17 protein-coding genes are annotated in these 22,292 nt (G+C 39.9%); 7 read left to right on the top strand and 10 right to left on the bottom strand.

Annotated elements, in window-relative coordinates:
* Positions 1 to 5: 5 nt before the first annotated feature.
* The 5 genes from HXT57_RS03265 (at position 6) to HXT57_RS03245 (ending at position 6,247) form a co-directional block, all read left to right on the top strand.
* Positions 6 to 194 carry a hypothetical protein gene (locus HXT57_RS03265; RefSeq protein ID WP_041160494.1) on the top strand — a complete coding sequence of 63 codons (189 nt, stop codon included), beginning with the start codon at positions 6 to 8 and terminating at the stop codon, positions 192 to 194.
* A 1-nt stretch (position 195) separates the two neighbouring features.
* Positions 196 to 1,803, top strand: coding sequence for an alpha/beta hydrolase (locus HXT57_RS03260; protein WP_116440618.1), 1,608 nt, complete (start codon positions 196 to 198; stop codon positions 1,801 to 1,803).
* A 62-nt stretch (positions 1,804 to 1,865) separates the two neighbouring features.
* On the top strand, positions 1,866 to 3,308 hold the full coding sequence (gene purB / locus HXT57_RS03255; protein ID WP_415697730.1) for an adenylosuccinate lyase: 1,443 nt from the start codon (positions 1,866 to 1,868) through the stop codon (positions 3,306 to 3,308).
* Between the two features lie 15 nt (positions 3,309 to 3,323).
* Entirely contained in the window at positions 3,324 to 5,759 is a 2,436-nt protein-coding gene (locus HXT57_RS03250; protein WP_119504410.1) for a lysylphosphatidylglycerol synthase transmembrane domain-containing protein, read from the top strand.
* Positions 5,760 to 5,965: 206 nt separating this feature from the next.
* The gene (locus HXT57_RS03245; protein ID WP_004119480.1) at positions 5,966 to 6,247 is read left to right on the top strand and encodes an HU family DNA-binding protein; all 282 of its coding nucleotides are present in this window, start codon (positions 5,966 to 5,968) and stop codon (positions 6,245 to 6,247) included.
* A gap of 89 nt (positions 6,248 to 6,336) precedes the next feature.
* Here the strand turns inward: HXT57_RS03245 and HXT57_RS03240 are convergent, their stop codons facing one another.
* From HXT57_RS03240 to HXT57_RS03230, 3 genes are all read right to left on the bottom strand, one after another.
* On the bottom strand, positions 6,337 to 8,688 hold the full coding sequence (locus tag HXT57_RS03240; RefSeq protein WP_116431719.1) for a RelA/SpoT family protein: 2,352 nt from the start codon (positions 8,686 to 8,688) through the stop codon (positions 6,337 to 6,339).
* Positions 8,689 to 8,810: 122 nt separating this feature from the next.
* Positions 8,811 to 9,290, bottom strand: coding sequence for a dUTP diphosphatase (gene dut / locus HXT57_RS03235; protein WP_004106773.1), 480 nt, complete (start codon positions 9,288 to 9,290; stop codon positions 8,811 to 8,813).
* Positions 9,291 to 9,584: a DUF4193 domain-containing protein gene (locus HXT57_RS03230; protein ID WP_004111484.1), complete on the bottom strand. Its 294-nt coding sequence runs from the start codon at positions 9,582 to 9,584 to the stop codon at positions 9,291 to 9,293. It abuts the gene before it with no gap.
* Positions 9,585 to 9,742: 158 nt separating this feature from the next.
* Here HXT57_RS03230 and sepH point away from each other — a divergent pair, with 158 nt between their 5' ends.
* Positions 9,743 to 10,951, top strand: coding sequence for a septation protein SepH (gene sepH / locus HXT57_RS03225; RefSeq protein WP_012914123.1), 1,209 nt, complete (start codon positions 9,743 to 9,745; stop codon positions 10,949 to 10,951).
* Positions 10,952 to 11,085: 134 nt separating this feature from the next.
* Here the strand turns inward: sepH and HXT57_RS03220 are convergent, their stop codons facing one another.
* On the bottom strand, positions 11,086 to 12,345 hold the full coding sequence (locus HXT57_RS03220; RefSeq protein WP_004111479.1) for an alkaline phosphatase family protein: 1,260 nt from the start codon (positions 12,343 to 12,345) through the stop codon (positions 11,086 to 11,088).
* Between the two features lie 161 nt (positions 12,346 to 12,506).
* On the opposite strand from HXT57_RS03220, the gene HXT57_RS03215 reads away from it, so the two are divergent.
* Entirely contained in the window at positions 12,507 to 15,170 is a 2,664-nt protein-coding gene (locus HXT57_RS03215) for a DNA gyrase/topoisomerase IV subunit A (RefSeq protein ID WP_415707602.1), read from the top strand.
* 36 nt (positions 15,171 to 15,206) lie between these two features.
* On the opposite strand, the gene HXT57_RS03210 is transcribed toward HXT57_RS03215, so the two are convergent.
* The 6 genes from HXT57_RS03210 to HXT57_RS03185 form a co-directional block, all read right to left on the bottom strand.
* Entirely contained in the window at positions 15,207 to 17,363 is a 2,157-nt protein-coding gene (locus tag HXT57_RS03210; RefSeq protein ID WP_415707603.1) for an InlB B-repeat-containing protein, read from the bottom strand.
* A 120-nt stretch (positions 17,364 to 17,483) separates the two neighbouring features.
* Positions 17,484 to 17,711 carry a DUF3791 domain-containing protein gene (locus tag HXT57_RS03205; protein WP_004111475.1) on the bottom strand — a complete coding sequence of 76 codons (228 nt, stop codon included), beginning with the start codon at positions 17,709 to 17,711 and terminating at the stop codon, positions 17,484 to 17,486.
* A gap of 6 nt (positions 17,712 to 17,717) precedes the next feature.
* Positions 17,718 to 18,212, bottom strand: a complete 495-nt coding sequence (locus HXT57_RS03200; protein ID WP_012914120.1) for a DUF3990 domain-containing protein — start codon at positions 18,210 to 18,212, stop codon at positions 17,718 to 17,720.
* Complete coding sequence (locus HXT57_RS03195; protein WP_012914119.1) at positions 18,209 to 18,451, bottom strand: DUF3791 domain-containing protein; 243 nt, start codon at positions 18,449 to 18,451, stop codon at positions 18,209 to 18,211. The genes HXT57_RS03200 and HXT57_RS03195 overlap by 4 nt, the downstream gene beginning before the upstream one ends.
* 144 nt (positions 18,452 to 18,595) lie before the next feature.
* Positions 18,596 to 19,783, bottom strand: coding sequence for an MFS transporter (locus HXT57_RS03190; protein ID WP_415697727.1), 1,188 nt, complete (start codon positions 19,781 to 19,783; stop codon positions 18,596 to 18,598).
* A 116-nt stretch (positions 19,784 to 19,899) separates the two neighbouring features.
* Positions 19,900 to 22,278, bottom strand: a complete 2,379-nt coding sequence (locus HXT57_RS03185) for a DNA gyrase/topoisomerase IV subunit B (protein ID WP_415697726.1) — start codon at positions 22,276 to 22,278, stop codon at positions 19,900 to 19,902.
* Positions 22,279 to 22,292: the final 14 nt, after the last annotated feature.

Here is a 22,292-nt window from a genome sequence, read left to right as displayed (position 1 = left end):
CGATTATGCACACATATTACGAATGGCAATGGCTTATACAACGCACTCAAGAGTGCGCTCGCTGCGTTATGGCAGAATCCGCAGCGACTGAATTAGAAGATTGGCAAGGGCTTGCAGCCGAACATTTTCGTCATAGTATGAAAAATATTTCTGCACAAGCGTATGCGTTATATAACATTCGCGGAGGAATATAGTATGTCTTGGAAAGTTAAGTCCTCTGTTGTAGGTGGAATGACGCTTAGCGTTGCTGATAGAGAAGCGTATATTAGTTTTTCCAGAAAACTCAATAATATTGCTAAAGAATTACTTACGCTAAAAAATTTATGGCTTAATGCAGCGATGGTTATTGCCGGTCAAAATTATGGTATACAAAAAGAATCAGGAGCATATATTCATGATTCTTCGCAATCATTTTTAACTGAAAGCATATGTCATGAATATGCTCATAAATGTTATTTAATGTCTCAAAATTTAGAAAATCTTGCTTTTCTTATTGCAAGAGCAAATAATTTGTATGAAGATGCAGAATTTCGTGCAAAAGACGAGTTAGACAATAAAATTTCTTTCTTGGCTCTTGCAAACCCTATTTTTGCTTTACATGTTTTATTGTCCGCAGGTCTCGCCGTTAATCAAGATAATAAAAATCATTCAGGTTTCCAAAATCTTGCTAGATGGTCCTACACAACTAAGAATATACAACAAGGAATTATTCGAGGTTTATCGCAGCACCTTATTTTAAATCCTATTACAAGTTTGCCAATATTTATTGCCGGAAATGCGAAAGGCCCCATAAATAAAAAAGAGCGTGAAACCTCACTAAACTTTTTATCCAATGCTCAAAAATATTTATCACAAGCTATTCCATTTATTTCTAGTGCTCTTAGCTTCGTAAGCGCGCCTATTAATGATCGAAAGCAAGGTAATAATTTACTTCTCACTAAAGTAAATGAGATGTGGAGAAAACCTGGATCTGTTCTTGCTAGACCTGGACGTAATCTGCTTGAAACTTTAGAAAATTTAACGGAACTTGGAAGCGAAAATTTGGGCGTTAGACCACCACTTGTTAATCCAGATGCTGCTACTATTGCAATTCAACGTTTTAGGCGCAGCGATGGCAGTTCGTCATGGTTAGTAATAATTCCAGGAACTGACGGTAAAGCACACTCTCCTTTTGGTTGGGCACAAAACGCAGAAGTAATGAGTCATAGTTCTTTAGTTAGAAAACAAGCTGATAGCACTCGAATGGTTGTAGAAGCTATGAAACGTTCTGGAATTAAATCTAACGAGCCTGTTGCTTTAGTAGGACATTCTCAAGGAGGTATTGTTGCAGCAAGCATTGCAAGCGATTACGCTAAGCAATACAACATACAGCATGTTGTTACTGCTGGATCTCCTATTGCAAATCATCCAATTCCTAAGAAAACTTGGGTTACTAGTATTGAGATGGACGATGAGATTGTGCCTTCTTTAGATGGCAAAGAGAATCCTCGTAGAAATAATTGGGTGACTATTCACGGTCATGCAATTCATGTTAAAGAATCTAAGTGTTCTTTACCTCCTGGAGTCACGCGTTTTTCTGGCAAACAATATTCGACTAAAAAATTCGATAATGACGGAATATTCGTTAATGACGTTCCAGAAGAAGGAACTTTAACTCATGATTTGCATTACCATACTGCAGCTTATGAAGATGCTCTTCAACTCGGATCTAAAAGTGTGCGCGAGCAAGATCGACATTTTCAGAATACTATTAATGGCAAATTGCAAAGTACTACATTGTGGCAAGGAGTAATGAAAAAATAAAATAATTAAATTCTTATTGAGTAAAATTAAGCTAATTCGCAGCATGATGTAACCTTAAAACTATGAAGCTTACCGATATTTCTCCTGCAATAGCTCTGACTCCTCTCGATGGGCGTTATCATAATCAAACATCCGCACTCGTTGAATATTTAAGCGAACCTGCGTTAAATCGCGAGCGCATGCGTGTAGAAGTTGAGTGGATGATTCTTCTCGCAAATGGTTATGAAGCTAATCAATTCCAGCCAATTGTTAAGGGTGTTAATCCTTTAACTGATGAAGAATGCTCATATTTGCGTTCTATTCCTGAAAATTTTGATGCTGAAGGAATTGCTCGTCATGCTGCGCATGAGGCTATTACTCATCACGATGTTAAAGCTGTTGAATACTACATTGACGATGCGTTAGACGAAGCAGAAAATAAGCTTGGTCGTGCTACTGAGCTTTCAAATTTAAAAACTTTAGTGCATTTTTCATGCACAAGTGAAGATATTAATAATCTTTCTATTGCGCGTTGCGTAAAGCAAGCTGTTTTAAACGTTTATCGTCCGAATTTAGAAGCGATAGTTGATTATTTAGTTAAAAATGCTAACGAATATAAAGATTTATCTATGCTTTCGTTAACTCATGGCCAGCCTGCTACTCCAACTACTTTAGGTAAGGAATTGGCAGTGTTTGCATATCGTTTGCGTCGTCAACTTCGTCATCTTGATAATCAAGAGTATTTAGGAAAGTTGAATGGTGCTACAGGAACTTTTGGAGCTCATTTAGCTGCTTTCCCAGAAGTTGATTGGATTAGCGTATCTCAAGAGTTTGTTGAAAATAGAATGGGTCTTCAATGGAATCCATTAACGACTCAAATTGAAAGCCACGATTGGCAGGCTGAACTTTATAGCACTGTAAGTCACATAAACCATATTCTGCATAATCTTGCAGTTGACGTATGGATGTATATTTCTAGGGGTATTTTTGTGCAAGTTCCTGTAAAGGGAGCTACAGGATCTTCTACTATGCCTCATAAGGTTAACCCTATTCGTTTTGAGAACGCTGAAGCTAATCTTGAGATTTCTTGCTCACTGTTTGACACATTATGTGCAACTCTTACTGAAAGCCGCTGGCAGCGTGATCTTACAGACTCTACTACTCAAAGGAATGTTGGCTCAGCTTTCGGTTATGCTCTTCTTGCTTTGAATAATCTTTTAGGCGGTTTGAAGTCTATTCATCCTAATAAAGAATTTATGGCAAAAGAATTAGACGAAAATTGGGAAGTTCTTGGAGAGCCAATTCAAACAGCAATGCGTGCTGAAGAAATTGCTGGCGTACCTGGTATGGAACGACCATATGAGCAAGTAAAAGAATTAATGCGCGGTCACCATATTTCACAAAGTGACGTAGAAGAATTCATTAAATCTCGTAGCTTTGATGCCAATACTGCAGCTCGTTTGCAAGCAATGACACCAGAATCTTACACTGGATTTGCTTCACGATTGGTGGACTTTATTGATTAAGTAGACGGTAAAGCGATGCAATCTAGCATAAATCCAAATCTTGTTATTGAAGATACTCAGCCTAGCTTAGTACGTAGTTGGGCTGATTTGTTGTATGCAATATCATCAGTTGTAATTGGCGTTTTTACTTTGTTGTCGTCAATGTGTTTGTCAGCAACGGCTGATGCTATGAAGATTGATGCACGAAGTGCTACTCAAATTATAGGGTTATCTTTTAATAATCTTTCATTTGTTCTGATACAGCAAGGTCTTACTCTTATTGTTGTTGCAGAAGTTATTGCACACATGGTTTCTGACAGGCGTTGGATTGATACCGCTATTTCTGTTATTACACTGTTTATAAGTTATGGTTCAGTATGGCTGTTATCTATTGCGATATTTTCTACACACAATATAGCTTTGATTGAATCTTTACAAATGCGGTCCAATAACACTTGGGCTGATTTGCTTCCAGACATGTATGCTGTTCTAGTTGCTTTTCTTACAGTTAGTGGTCCTAGACGCGAATATAAGCATGTAATGTGGGGCTGGAATGCTTTATTCATTGTTACAGCAATACTTCTATTTTCATCTTGGGACTCCTACTCCGCTGTTCTTGTATCATGCTGCTTAGGAAGAGCAATCGGTACGCTTATTCGTTTCGCAAAAGGCACACGCAGTAAGGGTGCTTGGGGTGACGATATTGTTCTTGCTTTAAAAAATATTGGCATAGATAATCTTACTCAATTAACTCGTAGAACTCAGCAAGCTGATCATACTGGAGTTCTTCGTTCAAGTCTTGATGACGATTTAATTGAAAATTCAAGATTGTATGATGCAACAGACATTCACGGCATACGTTATGTAATTTCAGTATTAGATAATCAAGTTCATTTACCAGGTTATTTAAATCAATTATGGCAGTGGGTGCGTTTAGTAGATATACCTACTCGTAGAGATCGTTCTGCTAGGCATTCTGTTCATCACCACCTTTCTATGCTTCTTGTTTTACGAAATATGCATTTGCCAACAGCGAATGTTTATGGAGTAAGCGACAGTGATAAATCTTCAATAATGGTTTTTCATGCTTCTAACGCTCTGCTGCCTTGTAATTTGAACACTTTAACTATTGATGATGCAGCAAAATTAATGCGTTATGTCGATGCGGCTAATACTCGCGGTATTACGCATAGACGCATCACTCCTGAAACTATTGCTAGGCTTGAAGATGGAACCCCAGTTATTGCAGGTTGGCAAAATGGCGATGTTGCCAGCGATGATACAAATATTGCACTTGATAAAGTTCAGCTTTTAACTCTTATTGCATCTTGCACAGATATTGACACCGCTCTTAAAGCTGCTATTAACACATGGGGTGTAGAAAAGTTATCTGCGCTATTGCCTTTTATGCAGAAAGCTGCTATTCCTGCTTCCACGAGATCTTTGCCATCTTGGAATAAAAAAGTTTTCCAAAATCTTTGCAATAAGTTAAGTCAAATAGTTGCTTTACACACAGATGAAGAAGATTATGATACTGTGCGTTTAGCGCGCTTCAATATACGTTTCTTTGTTAGCTTGGTTCTTTCGATTGTTGCTGTCGCTGTTATTGCTACACAGTGGCATCCTCAGGAAGTATTTGCTGCCTTGCGTCACGCAGATAATGTAATGGTATTTATGTGCTTTGCTTGCAGCATGTTTGCTTGGATTGGATCTGCAATTACTCTCGGCTCATTCATGGATGATCAAAAACCTTCTGCACATGTTTTGTTTGCATCTCAAGCAGCTACTGGTTTCACAGCAGTTTCTATGCCTGCTGGTGTTGGTCCTGCATTTGTAAATATGCAATTATTAAAGAAAAGCGGGTACACTTCAGCTCAAGCTACAGCAATTACTAGTGCAGTATGGCTTATTCAAGCATTAATGACAACTTTAGTATTACTTTCTATAGGCGTTTTCACTGGTAAAAATGTGCTTTCTGGAATGATTCCTACTCATATGCTCATTACTTTCATTGGAATAATCACACTTATAGTTTGTGTTTTAATGGTTATTCCGTCCGCTCGTAAAGCAATTCGAAAGCATTATTTGCCAATATTATCTGATTACGGCCATCAAATTAAGGAACTTATTTCACATCCTATGCAACTTATTGCAGGCTCTTTTGGTGCTATTGTGCTTGTTTCATGCATTGGATTGGGTTATTGGATTTCTTTGCTTGCATTTGGATATTACGCAAATCCTTGGGAAACAATCTTACTATTCTTACTTGCTAACGCTGCTGGATCGGCAGTGCCTACGCCAGGCGGCTTGGGTGCTGTTGAAGCTTCTCTTACTTTCGCATTTACATCTGTAGGTGTTCCTCCAACAGTTGCTTTGTCTGCCACTCTTCTGTATAGGCTTATGTTCTACTGGTTGAGAATTCCGTTAGGCGCGTTTGCAATGAAGTGGCTCAGCAATAATGAGCTTATATAAGTGAGATTTACAAACATTTGTGTATTTTTATTAGCAAATATCGTATCTGTTTCTATGCAAGTGCGTTTTAAATAAAAAACAGCAAAAAATAAATAAAAAATATTAAGAAAAAATGCAAAAATGGCTACATTTGTAGGGAAAATGTACTAATATCTAGTATGAACGTGACCTTTGAAGAGAAGGTCCCCTGACACAAAGGATGCTGCATGGCATACAACAAGTCTGATCTCGTTTCTAAGATCGCACAGAAGTCCAACCTGACCAAGGCACAGGCCGAAGCCGCCGTCAACGCATTCCAGGATGTGTTCGTTGAGGCTTTACAGTCCGGTGAAGGTTTGAAGCTTACTGGTCTGTTCTCCGCAGAACGCGTAAAGCGTGCTGAGCGCACTGGCCGCAACCCGCGTACCGGTGAAACCATCAAGATTCCAGCTTCTTACGGTGTACGTATTTCCGCTGGCTCCTTGTTGAAGAAGGCTGTTACTGCCTGAAATTAAGCGTTTTTCGTATTTATTACATTAAACAAATACTATTTGCGCAAAAACAAAGATGGGCACTCCAAAGCTGGGGTGCCCATCTTTTATAGATTTCCTCGTTCCATTTTTCGCAAACGCGGCTCTGCGCTATCTTTTGCTCCCGTAATGCGGTAAACGTCAAAAACGCCTTCAATTTTACGGATAGCAGCAAGTAGAGTTGCTAAGTGCTGAGGATCTGCCATTTCAAAGGTAAATTGACTTGTTGCAACACGGTCATCGCCTGTAGCAATAGTTCCGGAAAGAATATTTACTCCATGATCTGAAAGAACGCGAGTAACATCCGAAAGAAGATGTTGTCGATCCAATGCTTCAACTTGGACCTTAACCAAGAACAAGCCTTTATCGCTAGTCCATTGAACAGGAATAACGCGCTCTGATTGAGTTTTTTGCAAATCGAGCATGTTCTGGCAGTCAGTCCTATGCACAGACACACCTTGGTTTCGTGTTATAAAACCAATAATCATATCTCCTGGAACTGGCATGCAACATTTTGCAAGCTTGACCCAAACGTCTCCAACACCCTTAACTGATACTCCCAAAGCACCGTTAGACTTATGGCTGCGCTCAACATGGCGTAAAGGCAATGCTTCTTGTTCTACTTCTTCTGCAACTTCATCAGCGCCCGCATCTTTTACTAAACGCGAAATAACATTCTGTGTAGAAACTTGACCTTCGCCAATAGCCGCATATAAAGACTCAACATTAGTAGGCAAATTCAATTCATCAGCAACGCCAATTAATGCCTGCTGCGTCATCAAAGTAGTTAAAGGCAAGTTACGTTTACGCATAGCGCGAGTTAGCTCATCCTTGCCCTCTTCAATCGCCTCAGAGCGGCGTTCCTTGCTAAACCATTGGCGTATTTTATTTCGAGCACGAGGAGATTTTACAAAACTCAGCCAATCGCGAGATGGTCCAGCTGTATCCGACTTTGAAGTAAGCACCTCTACAGTGTCACCGTTTGAAAGTTTCGTATCAAGAGGAACCAAGCGTCCATTTACACGCGCACCCATCATGCGGTGACCAACTTCAGTATGCACAGAATATGCAAAATCAACAGGAGTTGCATCCTGCGGAAGCGCAACAATACTCCCCTTTGGAGTAAAAACATAAACTTCAGAAGCACCAAGATCTTGTTTTAATGAACCTAAGAATTCATCTGAATCTGGAGTCTCACTAGTCCAATCAGCAAGCTGTTGAATCCACTTAAGATTATCTGCTTCGCTAAGCTCTTTTTTGTCATCAATATTATTTTCGCGTTTTAAATCATCATTATCAGGCTTACTTAAAGCTCGACCAGCCTGACCATTAGCTTTGTACTTCCAATGAGCTGCGATGCCGAATTCAGCACGCCTATGCATATCCCATGTGCGTATTTGAATCTCTACTGGCTTTCCACCAGGGCCTACAACTGTAGTATGCAAGCTTTGATACATATTCAATTTTGGAGTTGCAATGTAATCCTTAAAACGTCCTGGAACAGGGCTCCATCGAGCATGCACTGCACCTAATGCTGCATAACAGTCACGAATAGAATCGACTATTATTCTCACACCAACTAAATCGTAAATATTAGCAAAATCATGACCTCGAACGATCATCTTTTGGTAAATAGAGAAATAATCTTTTGGTCGACCTTTTACCGATGCTTTAACATGTTGTTCTGCAAGATCTGCATTAATTTCTTCAAGAATTTGTCGTAAATAAACTTCACGCTGACCTGCTCTACGAGCAACTAAAACAACAATTTCATTATAAATTTTTGGATACAGTACTTTAAAACTCAGCTCTTCAAGTTCAGTTTTAATTGCATTCATGCCTAAACGGTTAGCAAGAGGCGCATATACGTCAAGAGTTTCTCTTGCTTTTTTATGTGAACTTGATGGCTTAACATACCTCCAAGTACGAGCATTATGCAAACGATCCGCAAGCTTTACTACAAGCACTCGCACATCGCGGCTCATTGCAACAACCATCTTACGAATAGTTTCTGCTTGAGCACTTTCGCCATATTCCATGTTGGATATTTTTGTAACACCATCTACAAGACCTGCTACAGTATCGCCAAATTCAGCTCGACATTCTTCTAGCGTGTAATCTGTATCTTCTACAGTGTCGTGTAATAATCCTGAAGCAACAACAATTGGTCCCATTCCAAGATCTGCAAGAATTTGAGCTACAGCAAGAGGATGAATAATGTATGGCTCACCAGATTTGCGTCTTTGACCTGTATGCTGCTTTACAGCACGATCATAAGCTCTATGAAGAATGCTCATATCCTCATTAGGATGATGCCATTTGCACATGCTCAATATCGGCAATAATGGATTTCGAGAATCTTCGCTGATTTCACATCCGAGCCTATTGGATCCTTTTACATCCTCTTGAAGTTCACCCATTTGGCACCTCCTGGTACTTTTTACTATCCTACCTGCAATTCGCTCAATACACTACCAAAACAAAAAATACATACAATAAATCCGACTCAGTTTTAAAAACCGGTCGGATATTTATAAAAAGATTATTGTACGCCAGTGGAGCCAAAACCTTTATCAGAGCGATCAGATTCAGGTAATTTAGATGCGGGAATAAATTGTGCTTCTACATAACGTTGTATAACCATTTGAGCGATACGATCACCTTTATGGAATTGCACTGTGTTCTCAGGATCTAAATTAATAAGAGGAACCTTAATTTCACCACGATACCCGGCATCAACTGTTCCAGGTGCATTTAGCACAGTCACACCCTGTTTTGCTGCTAAACCAGAACGAGGATGCACTAAAGCAACATAACCTGCAGGTAAAGCTATAGCAACTCCAGTAGGAACAAGCGCTCTCTGGAAAGGACGCAAAGTAAAATCTTGGGTAGTTCTTAAATCGGCACCTGCATCACCTGCATGCGCGTAGCAAAGCGGCTGTAATGTAGATGTTTCATCATCGAGATACTTAATTAATACCTCAACCTGTTCGGGGCCAGTATAGGTCTCGTCATATGCCATTTAAGCTGCGCACTCCTTGCAAACAGGCTGACCATCAGCATTAGTTTCAGCTAACTGGCTGCGATGCTTAACTAAGAAGCATTCAGAACAAATAAATTCATCGCCTTGCATAGGGATAACAGTTACGGATGCATCTTCGTTACTTAAATCAGCACCTGGCAACTCGTAGTCTTCAGCAATAGCATTTTCATCATCGTCAATATCGCTGTTTGAATTTTGAGAACCTTTACTCAAAGCTTCCAACGACTCTTCGTCCTCATCTTTGCTACGAGGAGAATCATAATCCTGTGCCATTATGGTCCTTTCGTTTTTAAAGCTACTTACGCGCATAGCATACACGAATGCTACCCCGTATATTACACATTTTTTATTTTAAATAAAATGGTAAAGAATGCAGTGTATGGACTAAAGTATATAAATAGTATTGTTAAAAGCGAAGAAAGTGGTGCATAATGCTTGAAAATCCGCCAAAAGAGGCGAGTTTCGACCATATTGACGCAGACGGTAATTTGATTTTCATTTGTGAAAACACGCCGTTACGTATTCAAGTGGACGACACGCTGGAACGCGCCATCGCTGGTTCACATAAAATTACGAGTAAAAACAGCGATGAACATAACTCAGCAGATGCTGGCACAAATTCTATGCAATCTAATGCAACATTGCCTATTTCGCAAATTCAGGCATTGATTCGCGCAGGAGTTGCACCTTCACATGTAGCGCAAAGATACAACGTTAGTGAAGCACAAGTTAGGCGTTTTTCTGCAGGCGTTGAAACCGAAAAGCAGTATGCAATTGAGCAGTTCCTTCTAGTACCTGCTCCTAAACAAAGCAATATGCGCACTATTGCAGATTTAATTGAAAGAACATTAGCTAAAGCACATATTGGCATGGAAACAGTGCAATGGAAAGCAACGCGCAGAGGATTAGAGCCATGGCGAATTACTGCTACTTTCAAAACTGCTACTCGCACTATTAAAGCTGAGTGGACATGGAACATGCATGACAACTCTGTTACATGCGCGAACCCTTCGTCTAGATTATTGCTTGGTGAAGATGTTAATGCAGCGGATACTTCTAAACAATCTCCATATGGTGGAGCTTATAGAGACACTGTAAGCATTAATTTCCCATTCAACACTGAAGAGCTTCCAGGAAATTCTATTCGTTCTGCCAGAATCGAACGAGCTGTTTCTCAATGGGAACTTAGAAACAGTGACAAACTTGCAGATGCACAAGCCCAATCTTCCTTCGAAAATCAGGACAATAATTCTGACATACAGCAAGTATTAGAAAAAGGCTATTCTAAGCGTTCTACTGAAACAAATACGCAATTTATTAAAGAAGATAATCCTCAGCAGACTTCGCTAATACAACCAGATGCTGAATTTATTAATAGAAACGAAACGAATAGCAAAATCGTCAATGCGTCTAATGAAGCACAAAAATCATTGGCTGCGAAAGTTCAAAATGCTGAAAAAGCAGATATTGTTAGTACGAATTTGCAAAAAAATGCTGCTGAAAGTAATCAAAATTCTGCTAAAAATAATCAAGAAATTAATACTAATGGCCAAGAAAAATCATCTTCTGAGCACAATAAACGTAAAGCTGGAAGAGCAGCAGTACCAAGCTGGGATGAAATATTATTTGGCGAAAGCTAAATAAGAAGTTTAAAAATAAATTTTTCGCTTATTAATAATATGTGTGACACTCTTAGTAAAATTTGAGTGTCACACATTTTATTTACTAAGTTACGATTTATAAAATATTTTCAATAATAGAAGCAAAAAATCGCTTACACTAAATCTATGAGGCACGGAATATCCATTTCCATATGAGTCATCGATCCATGAACGCTAGGTAAACTCATAGCTTTATCAGATTGAATGCGAGAATCAACAATTGTGTAAGCTCCACAAGCTTGCACAATAACATCGCCAATAACATCCTCTGCCCTGTTGTTTACTAAACCAAAAATACCATCGTCAATGGCTTGTTTTTTACTGCGTACAATTGCATTAGTTCCAAAATATTCACGCCAACGGTAAATAATATCTTCAGGATTTGCGTCACTGTTAGCATACAACATTACAGAACGAGGTTCACCGCCAACCATCGATACGCCTTTTATCAGCTCATCATGTTTAGCAATATCAATTCGCTTATTGGGATCGGATTTAATCATCCCATGATCTGCAGTAATAACAATTAATGTTCCAGGAGCACAATTTGCTCGCAAAAGACGCAACTGCTCGTCAATTTGCTCAAAAACAGAAACCCACTGCTGAGAATCCCAACCATAATTATGACCGGTTTTATCAGCGTCACGTAAATACATATAAGTTAAACCTGGAGTTTTACTGTTATTAGCAGCCTTAAGAATGCGAGCTCTAGGAGTTCCAGCAGTAATATAATTTGCTCCACGAAAAGCAGCTTTGGTAAGAGGAGTATTTTCAAACTTTGGTAATCCCACGCTATCTGCACGGACTCCATTAGAAACTAAACTTTCAAATATAGTCGGCTCTTGCTGCAAAACTAGCGGATCAGGCGCATCATTAAATTGAATAAGCTGCGCAAGTTTACCAGTTTGAGAATTCTTTTGCGTGTAACCAGTCATGCAAGTAAGACCAGGACATGTGCCTGTTCCAAAAGTAGCCATTGCAGCAACAGTTGTGCTTGGAACGCACGTGCTAATTGGTCGTTGATTTATTGATTCGTTAAGCAAGGATCGTAAATAAGGAGCGTGACCTTTGCGCATAAGAATATTCCAGTATCCTAAACCATCTATTAACACTACAATTGCAGAATTAGATTTAGGGAAACCAAGACTTTCTCGCAAAGCGTGTGGATCGTTATGAATAGCTGTTTTAACAGGAGCATCTATTGCATCACTTAAAGCTGGAAGAACCGAAGATATATGTAACGCTCCACCAAGATTTTTTTCATTAAAATCGTAAGAAAAATTTTCATTAACTGCGGAATTAGAAAAATCACCGTACTTAACATTACCAACAAATTGCAAAAGATCATTTTCAGACGGTATTTCAGCACTCATACTTACTATTGAACCACTTATATTGCATTGAACAAAACGCGAATAACAAATATTTATATAAATAACTAGTCAAATTGCTGAAAAATTCAGCAAAAACATGCTGTTTGTGCATATAAATTGGTAAGATTGATAGCCGTAATGTCATTCAAGGAGTTCTAAATATGCCCTCACGCCATCACTCAACACAGCAAGCTTTCGACCCAAGAAAAGTTAAAGAGCATATTGTTGAAACACCATTAAACGAAGAAATGAGCAAATCCTTCTTGGAATATGCTTATTCAGTTATTTATGCTCGAGCTTTACCGGACGCACGAGACGGAATGAAACCAGTGCAGCGACGCATTGTGTATCAAATGGGCAATATGAATTTGAGTCCTGATCATGCTTATATGAAATCAGCGCGTGTTGTTGGTGAAGTAATGGGTAAACTTCATCCTCACGGTGATTCTGCAATCTATGAGGCAATGGTTCGTCTAGCTCAACCATTTTCCCTACGCTTGCCGCTTGTTGACGGACACGGTAATTTTGGCTCTCTTGACGACGGTCCAGCAGCTTCTCGATACACCGAAGCGCGTTTAGCTCCTGCATCACTAGGTATGAACGCGGATATCAACGAAGACACAGTTGATTTTGTACCAAATTACGACAATAAACTAAAAGAACCTACTGTGCTTCCTGCAGCTATTCCAAATCTTTTAGTAAATGGTGCTTCTGGAATTGCTGTAGGCATGGCAACTAATATGGCAACACATAATCTAGGAGAAGTAGTTGCTGCAGCAAAATATGTTATGAAACATCCTGATGCAACCCTAGATGATCTTATGAAACTAGTTCCAGGACCTGACTGGCCTAGCGGAGGAATTATCATTGGTAGAAATGGCATTCGCGAAGCTTACGCAACAGGTCGCGGAGCATTCACTACAAGATCTACAACACATATCGAAAATATTACTGCTCGCAAAAAAGCTATTATCGTTACAGAACTTCCGTTTATGGTTGGCCCAGAGCGCGTTTTGGAAAGAATTTCTCAAGGAGTTAAATCAAGAAAATTAGACGGTATTTCAGGTGCTATTGATTTAACAGATCGACATAACGGAACTCGTATTGTTATTGAGATTAAGACAGGTTTTGATCCTAACGCTGTGCTTGCTCAACTTTTTAAGCACACTCCTTTGCAAGAGAGCTTTACTATTAACAATGTTGCACTTGTTGACGGTAGACCTCACACAATGGGCTTGCGAGAGCTATTAGACGTTTGGATTTCTCACCGCAGAACCGTGGTACGCAGACGCAGCGAATTTAGGCGCAAAAAAGCTCAAGAACGCTTACATTTGGTTGATGGCTTGCTTCTTGCACTTCTTGATATTGATGAAGTAATTCAGGTCATTCGTTCATCTGAAGATGCAGATAGTGCAAAAACTAAGTTAATTAAAGTATTCGATCTTGATGAAATTCAAGCACAGTATATTCTTGACTTACGTCTTCGCAGACTTACTAAAATGAGCCGAATAGAGCTCGAAGCTGAACGCGACGATTTGCTCAAAAAAATTGAAGAGCTAAATCAAATATTAAGTTCTGAAGCTAAACTCGACAACGTCGTAATAGCAGATATGGATTCTGCAGTTAAACAATGGAATACTCCACGCAGAACAATTTTGCTTGACGAAAATGAAGATGGTAGTTTTACTCCAGTAGCCTCCAGCATAAATAAAAACAGTGAGGATATTGCAATTAAAGCCGTTCAATCAGCAAATAAAATTACTTCAACTCAAGCAGATTTGGCTGCAGCAGCTAATGCAGCTCGTAAAACTGGAGAAGCTGACGCATCTTCTGTCGCAATGCAATTAAGTGACGAACCTTGCGCAGTAGCATTAAGCACTTCCGGGTTAATTGCCAGAACAAGCATTGCAGTGTTAGAACATTGGAATTCGCACAACAACAACGTATTTAACACTCCTTGTAAAACAATGTTTGCAACAACAACGCGTTCAACTTGTGCTCTTGTTACTTCATCTGGTCGACTAGTTCTAGCTCATGTTGCAGATTTGCCACAACTTAACTATGAAGAAGGAAAACCTGCGCTGCTCAACCACGGAGTAAAAGCACAAGAACTGCTAACTTCCACGCAAAGCACGGATCCAGTAAGAGGAGAACGCGTAGTTTCAGCAATAGCATTTGATGCCTCACAAAACGCTACTCCACTTGCAATTGGAACACGAAACGGTGTAGTTAAAAGATGGAATTTTGAAGCTCCAACTACCATGGATTCATGGAGCATAATTGACTTAAAAGACGACGACACCGTTATTGCCGCAGCTCCAGCAAAAGACAACGACAGACTCGTGTTCATTAGTAGTGATTCTTCATTACTTACCTTTGACGCTAAACAAGTTAGACCACAAGGACGCACAGCAGGCGGAATGGCAGGCATTCGTTTAGCAGAAGGTGCTAAAGTTGCAACCTTCGCAGTAGTGCCAGAAAAATCAATAGAGTGGCATTACGAAGAAGGTGAAAATGGTTTATTCTCCGCTTCTGGAACAGTTGTATTCACCGTTGCTGGAGACAGTGAAGCTCTTCCTGGAACCGAAAACGGTTCTGCAAAGATTACTCCATTTGACATGTACCCAACAAAAGGTCGCGCAACTGGTGGCGTGCGCTCGCAAAGATTCCTTAAAGGTCAAGATACGTTGATACACGCGTACGTTGGATACTATCCATTGCAAGCCGTTACAGAAGGCGGAAGCAATGTTGAGTTACCTAAGCCAGATATGCGTAGGGATGCTTCTGGAACTGAACTCGTTTCCCCAATTGCGCACATTGGGTAGTAATGTTTTTGCTTGCTAGTTTTACACTTTTTAAAGCTAGTTTTTGCGAGCATGCTTGGAATATCTGCGAAGTGATTTTCTAGCTTCTACAAGTGCAAAAATTCCTGCAGTCACAGATGCAAACAAATAATTTATTACCATAGCTACTGAAGAGCCAGTTTTAGGAAGATGCTTAACAACGCGCTTAGCTTCCGGTTGCTCGGGTTGCGAAAGAGCTGGAGCGGACTCAGGTTCTGTCTCAGACTCAGAAGGTGTCAGAATCGGACCTGGAGCGACAGGGGCCGGCGACTCAGGAACTGGAACAGGAGTTGGTGGAGTTGGAGGCGTTGGCTTCTTATTAACAGTTACTGTTGCAACTGCTGTTGCAGTAGCACCGCCATTGTCCGTTACGCTAAACGTGATAGTGTAAACGCCTGGAACATTGTTATTAAAACCACCGTCACTAATACGCTTAACCTTAGTTGCTATAGAATTATCCTCAATATCACTAACAGACACAACAAGACTATTCAAATCGAGTGAATCACCCTCAGTAATAGTCTTATTCTGAACTGTAATAACTGGTAAGTAATTCTTAAAAATGGAGTAAACTTTCAAATTTTTGTTTACACTAGTGCTGGCAAGGAACACTGCACCAGTACCGTCTTGATCTTCATTCCACCCTTCAAAAGTGTACCCAATCTTCGTAGGATCTTTAGGCATCGACTGACTATCAACACTCTTATCGTTTATGCTCTTGCCTTCCTTAACTTGCACAGAAGCATAATGAGAATTAGTGCCATTTACAAAAGTAACTGTGTAAATTGTAGCTTTAGGAACAATGTTGTACGTAAAATGCGATCTACCAATCATCCTAGGCACACGCTGAACAAAGTCATAAAAAATGCACTGACCTTCAAGTGTGCCAGTTTTTACAGCTACATATTTTCCATCAGCATTTTTCTTAAAATATGGTGAGAGGTCAATCGTTACAGGATTTCCATTCTCCTCAAAACCCTCCATAACACTGATTGTATGACCAGTGCTTTCTTGCGTAATTTTGATAGGACTTTTGTATTCCTCTCCCACTTCAATAGTGAAAGGTCCAGGATTTTGATTGTCAAACGGTGAATCATTTTCCCCTGAGCGAAACTTATATTGTCCTAAATTACCTTTTACGACAATTTCAGAAATTTTATTACCTTGGAAAGCAACACTACCAACTCCAGCAAGATAATACGGATTAGTATCTATATCGTGCTCTTTTCCCTTATCATCAAGCACGCCTTCAAACACAACTTTTTCAATTTCATTAGCAACAAAGGCTGCATCGCTTACTGAAACCACATTTTTTGGAATAACAACGGTTCCTTTAATTTTATTCCAACCAAAAGCTCCATATTCTATTATTCTAAGAGATTGCGGAAGAGTGACACCCTCAATATAAGTCTCGCCGTCAACGTGTTTATGCTTATTCCCGACTTTGTCAGCCTGACCGGTAAAAGCACATTCATGAATTACCTCAATACCCTCAGGAATCACAACATGATGATTTTTCTTAAGTTTCTCCTTGCCTTTGGCACTAAGTCCGTCCACATACTCATTTACCGTTTGACCGGTCTCCGGATAATAAACATTTTTCCTACCTCCAATAGTTTTACCATCGTCAGAAATGTTAAAGTCGTCCTTCGTCCAAGTTAAAGATGCATCATCTGTAGTACCCGAATCAGTTGATGCTGCTTTAGATTCTGCAGATGCGTGTACGCTTCTATCTTCACGATTATTTGTTTGAAGATTAGTATTGCTTACATCTATAAGAGTTTGTGTAAGTCTAGCATTTTCAGAATTTTCAGCATCAGTTACAGATTCAGAAGCTTTAGAAGATTTAGTAGATTTTGTGGTTTCGGCAGTTTTTGCAGTTTCGCTAGACTTGGAAGGTACAGTATTTCCAGAAGGTTTTGCGGAAGTGCTATCTAAAGCAGACCCCCCATTGGGCGTATTAGAAGCTGCGTTATAAGAAGTTACGGAAGAAGAACCTTCTGTAGAGGAAGTTTCTGTATTAGAAGCTGTGGTAGAAGAATTTACAGTCGTATTAACACCAGAAGAAGCTGAAGTTTCGGCAGCATTCGCACTTTGTGCCATGCAGAAAGCACAAGCAGCAGTAGCAATACCCATCATAGTGGCAGTCAACATAAGACCAGTTCTCTTATTCATTTACCCTCTTAAAAAATAGATAACGAGATAATGTAAAAACGTATACACATTGTACGCTTTATAGTCGAAATACAAATGCAAGCATGGTATATCACACAATCGTTTAATTTATTACAAAAGTCATGCATTAACACACATTTTAGAATTATGCATCTCATCAAGCAAATCTTGAACCAAATATCCGTCGCTCATACAATGCATATCCGAAATACCATTACGCATCAAATCGTAAGTAACAGAATGGTAAAACACGTCAAGCGCCTGCTCATAACTCAACCCAGCACGCTCAGCCAGAAGACTTACAACCCTAGCATACTTCTTTTGCAACAAAATAGGATTCGCCTTCAAAATCCATCACTCCCCTAAAAACTTACTATTTACACACTCGCTTTTTATGTATGTAAGACACAAATCAATAGCTTTTTGACTTCTAAAACATATTTGATTATTAGGTTTTTCATATTTTAGTCTGCCTAAAGCTTCAGACTTAGTAATTAAATCATCAAAAAACAATTCAAGTGTGTTATAAACCTTATCGTTTGCTACACCGCCAATTACTACATCAAAACTGCTTGTATCATTTCCAGAACGAGCATTAAGTATGAAATTAAGCCATTCTTCAGAATATGAATCAAACTTAAGAACAGATAATTCATTAAGAACATTATTGTCAAAATTATAAGAAGAAACAAAAGCATCTTTGTCCTTGCGAATAAATTTCTTCGCCCAATTATCAGCCTGACTACGTATTGATGTAACGTAGAATCCTGCGCCAAAATCAACATCTTTACGCGAATGCAATACATCTGGAAATTCAACAGGCATAAAAGAACCGTGATAAACAATCATACTTTTACACCTTTTTCGCGCATGAAGGAAATAATATCGTTTGTAATATACTCTTTGCCTTGAGTGTGCAAAACGTCATAAGATGGAACAATATAAGACATAAGAATATTACTCTTCTTAGTCAAAGCATCATACGTATCGCGAGGGTTTTGATTAAGCTTCTTAGCAACATTTTCAATACAAAATATTGCAAAATCAAGCTTATCTTTGTCAAAGACTTCTTGCTTAATATCATTCATAACCCCTCCTTTTGTAAAAACATTATTAGAAATACATCTACTAGATAATGCGTATACAACAAGTTCTAACACACCTAGCACACATAACACATCTAACACAAGTCTACATCAAAAAAATATAAGCAATCGCGCACACAAATGCTTTCAGACTCGAGTTACGCAAGTTCGAAGCAAGCGCACGTGCATAAAAGTCATTACAGCGAGAAGAATAAGCAAATAAGCCGGAAGAAGCACCATAGAAACATTCTGCGCAATTAGTCCAAAAATCGCAGGCATTACCATAGACCCAATATATGCGCTTGCCATTTGCATGCCAACAATAGCTTGAGACTTATCTGCACCAAAATAATGCGGCGTGGAATGAATAATGCATGGGTAAACTGGAGCGCAGCCTAGTCCAATAATTACAAATCCTGCAATAAGCTCAATATGATTCAGCAAAGGCAGCAACAATACCAGAATGCCCATAAGCATTACGCACTGCCCAATACGAATCATCGTTGCATCGTTAAAACGCATAGTAAGAAATCCGCTTACAAAACGACCAACTGTAATGCCAACATAAAACAAGCTTGCCCAACCTGCCGCAACAATGCGGCTAACTCCTCCATGCAAAACCATGTAACTACTAGCCCACAATCCTGCAGTTTGCTCCAACGCACAATAGCAAAAGAACATAATAAGAATATTCTTAGCTCCTGGAATGCGCAAAACTTCTGCGTAAGATAGCATCCCAGAAGATTGTTTCTTTACCTCAGTAAGATTATGCGTCTCTGCCTTTTTATTATTATTTTTCCACAGCGGCAAACTTATGAATAACACAAGAGTGAGAGCAATTTGTATAACAGCAATATACTGGTAGCCTGCAGGCCAGCGCTGACCGTGAGAAAGTGCGAAACCCATAGCATAAGGACCTGCGGAAGCACCAATTCCCCACATGCAGTGAAGCCAGCTCATGTGCCAGCTTTCATAGTGAATTGCAACGTAATTATTAAGAGCCGCATCCACTCCTCCAGCACCTAAACCGTATGGTATAGCTAGAAAAATAAGCACAAGATAATTCGGAGCAAAAGAAAAACCTAGTAACGCTAAAGCTGTTAAAGCAACTGAAATAAGCGTAACCTTCCCAGGGCCAAACTTATGCGTAAACCTATTAGATAGCAGCGCAGAAACAATTGTTCCTGCAGAAATAACCATTGATATTCCACCAGCCCAAGAAATTTGCGCACCAATATCATGACTCATCGTAGGCCACGCAGCTCCAAGAAGAGCATCCGGCAAACCCAAGCTTATAAAAGCAAGATAAATAACAGCAAGAAGAAGGTTAACCATAAAAATTCCCCAACACTAGTACTTCATATTTGTAATGCCAACGCGACTTTATAAAGCAATATAAAGGAATACAAATATACAAGGCGACATAAAGCGACGCGAGCGGCATACCGATATCAGGTATCGATTTTGGAACGATCGAAGTCGTCTGCGTTATCAACAATAAACTGCTTGCGCGGAGGAACATCATCGCCCATTAGCAAATCAAATACTTCACTCGCTTGCTGAGCATCTTCCATACGAATCCTTCGAAGCATGCGAGTTCTAGGATCCATGGTTGTGTCTGCAAGCTGATCTGCATCCATCTCGCCCAAGCCCTTGTAACGCTGAATATCGCTGTTAAAATCAATGCCTTTAGCTTGCAAATCATCAAGCTTTCCAGCCAATTCATCGTCGGAATACGTGTAAATATACTCGCCCTTGCGCTTTCCAGCGAGCGCAATTCTGTGAAGAGGCGGCACTGCAGCATAAACATGACCGTGCTCAATAAGCGGACGCATATAACGATAGAACAGCGTCAGCAGCAAAATACGAATGTGCGCGCCGTCAACATCAGCATCTGTCATCATAACAATCTTGTTATAACGTGCTTGTGAAATATCGAAACTTGCGCCAGATCCTGCTCCAACAACCTGAATAATTGCAGCGCACTCTTTGTTGGAAAGCATTTGTGCAAGACTTGCTTTTTGCACGTTCAAAATCTTACCGCGAATTGGAAGAAGCGCTTGGAAAGCAGAATTTCGAGCAGCTTTTGCAGTGCCAAGTGCAGAATCGCCCTCGACGATGAAAAGTTCTGCAACATCGTCGTTTCCAGGCTGGCAGTCAGAAAGTTTCGGTGGCATTGAAGCAGACTCAAGAGCGTTCTTTCTGCGCGTAACTTCCTTAGTTTTACGCGCTTGAATACGCGCATGCATTTCGGAAACAATTTTTTCCAAAACTCTAGAAGACTGCTCTTTAAAACCTCGCTTAGAACCGGTAATCATCTCACCGAATTGAGCGTCAGTCATTTTGGTAACGATTGGCTTAACTTGAGCAGTTCCAAGAACATCCTTAGTTTGACCTTGGAATTGAGGCTCAGCAATGCGAACAGTTACGACTGCTACCAATCCTGCTGTAATATCATCGCGCTCAATTTTCGTATTCGAATCTTTAAGATTTACTTTTAGTTTGCGCGCGTTGTCTTCAACAGCTTTACGAATTTGCTTAGTCAATCCTTGCAAGAATCCGTCTACGTGCATACCTCCGCCAGGAGTTTCAACAACGTTTACGAAACTAATAATCGTTGAATCGTAGCCGTTTACCCAACGCATTGCAATGTCAACGCCGCATTTTCGAGTTACTTGCTGCGCGTGTAAATCTCCTGCAGAATCAACAGCTTGCGTTTCTTCTACATATGTATCTTCGCCAGAAATACGCCAAATATCCGATACTGCTTCACCTTTTGAAAGAAAATCAACGAAATCTTTAACGCCACCATTATGCAAAAATTCAACTACTCGAGGATGATGCTTATTTTGCATTGAGTTAGCAGACTCAGCATTCGCAACAGATTGTGCAACTGATTCTTCAGATTCAGCATCTTCAGCCTCATCTTCAGTCGCGATATTTTCAGTCTTATCTTCAGAATCATCTTCATCTTCTAATGCTGTTTCAGATTCTAATTCTTCAAATTCAGACACAAAGTTATCGCTATTATCAGACTGGTTTTCAAGAAGATTATCTTCTGCAACATCATCTTTAGTAGAATCAATTTCTTCAATATTTGCAGATTCACCTTCAGGAACATGCTCGTCAATAACAGTAATTTTTAAGCCTGGAACCAGGAAACTTGTTTGACGCACGCGAGCAATAAGCTGCTCATAGCTGAAATGCGCAGTCGAATTAAAAATTTCTGGATCCGCCCAGTAGCGTACACGAGTTCCGGTAGTTTTTGGCGAAACAGTGCCGATAATTTCAAGCTCAGTAGGCTTGTTCTTACGCGTACGCTTAAATGGAGAAGCTGGAGATGGATGCTCCGGGTCAGCATCGCTATACACACCAGGATGCCCTTGATGGAACGCCATATGATGCGTTTTACCGTCTCTATCGACTTCAACATCTAAACGCAAGCTTAAAGCGTTTACAACAGAAGATCCAACACCGTGCAAACCGCCTGCAGCATTATAAGAAGCGTTACCAAACTTTGCTCCAGCGTGAAGCTTAGTTAAAACAACTTCAACACCAGTGAGCTTTGTTTTTGGCTCAACATCTACTGGAATACCACGACCGTTATCTGCAACTTCAATAGATCCATCGTCGTGAAGAGTAACAATAATATGGTCACAAGCACCCGCCAAAGCCTCGTCAACCGCATTATCAATAATCTCCCAAAGGCAATGCATTAAGCCTTGGCTGTCTGTAGTGCCAATATACATGCCTGGACGCTTTCTTACAGCATCCAAGCCTTCTAGCACTGTCAAACTGTCGGCATCATACTGCTCTTTATGAGAGACCACTTCTACCCCTTGCA

This window comes from Gardnerella sp. KA00771 (genome assembly GCF_049244045.1).
Lineage (GTDB): Bacteria > Actinomycetota > Actinomycetes > Actinomycetales > Bifidobacteriaceae > Bifidobacterium > Bifidobacterium swidsinskii.
The sequence above is the reverse complement of the archived record's forward strand: the minus strand, read 5'-3'. Positions and strand labels throughout refer to the sequence as shown.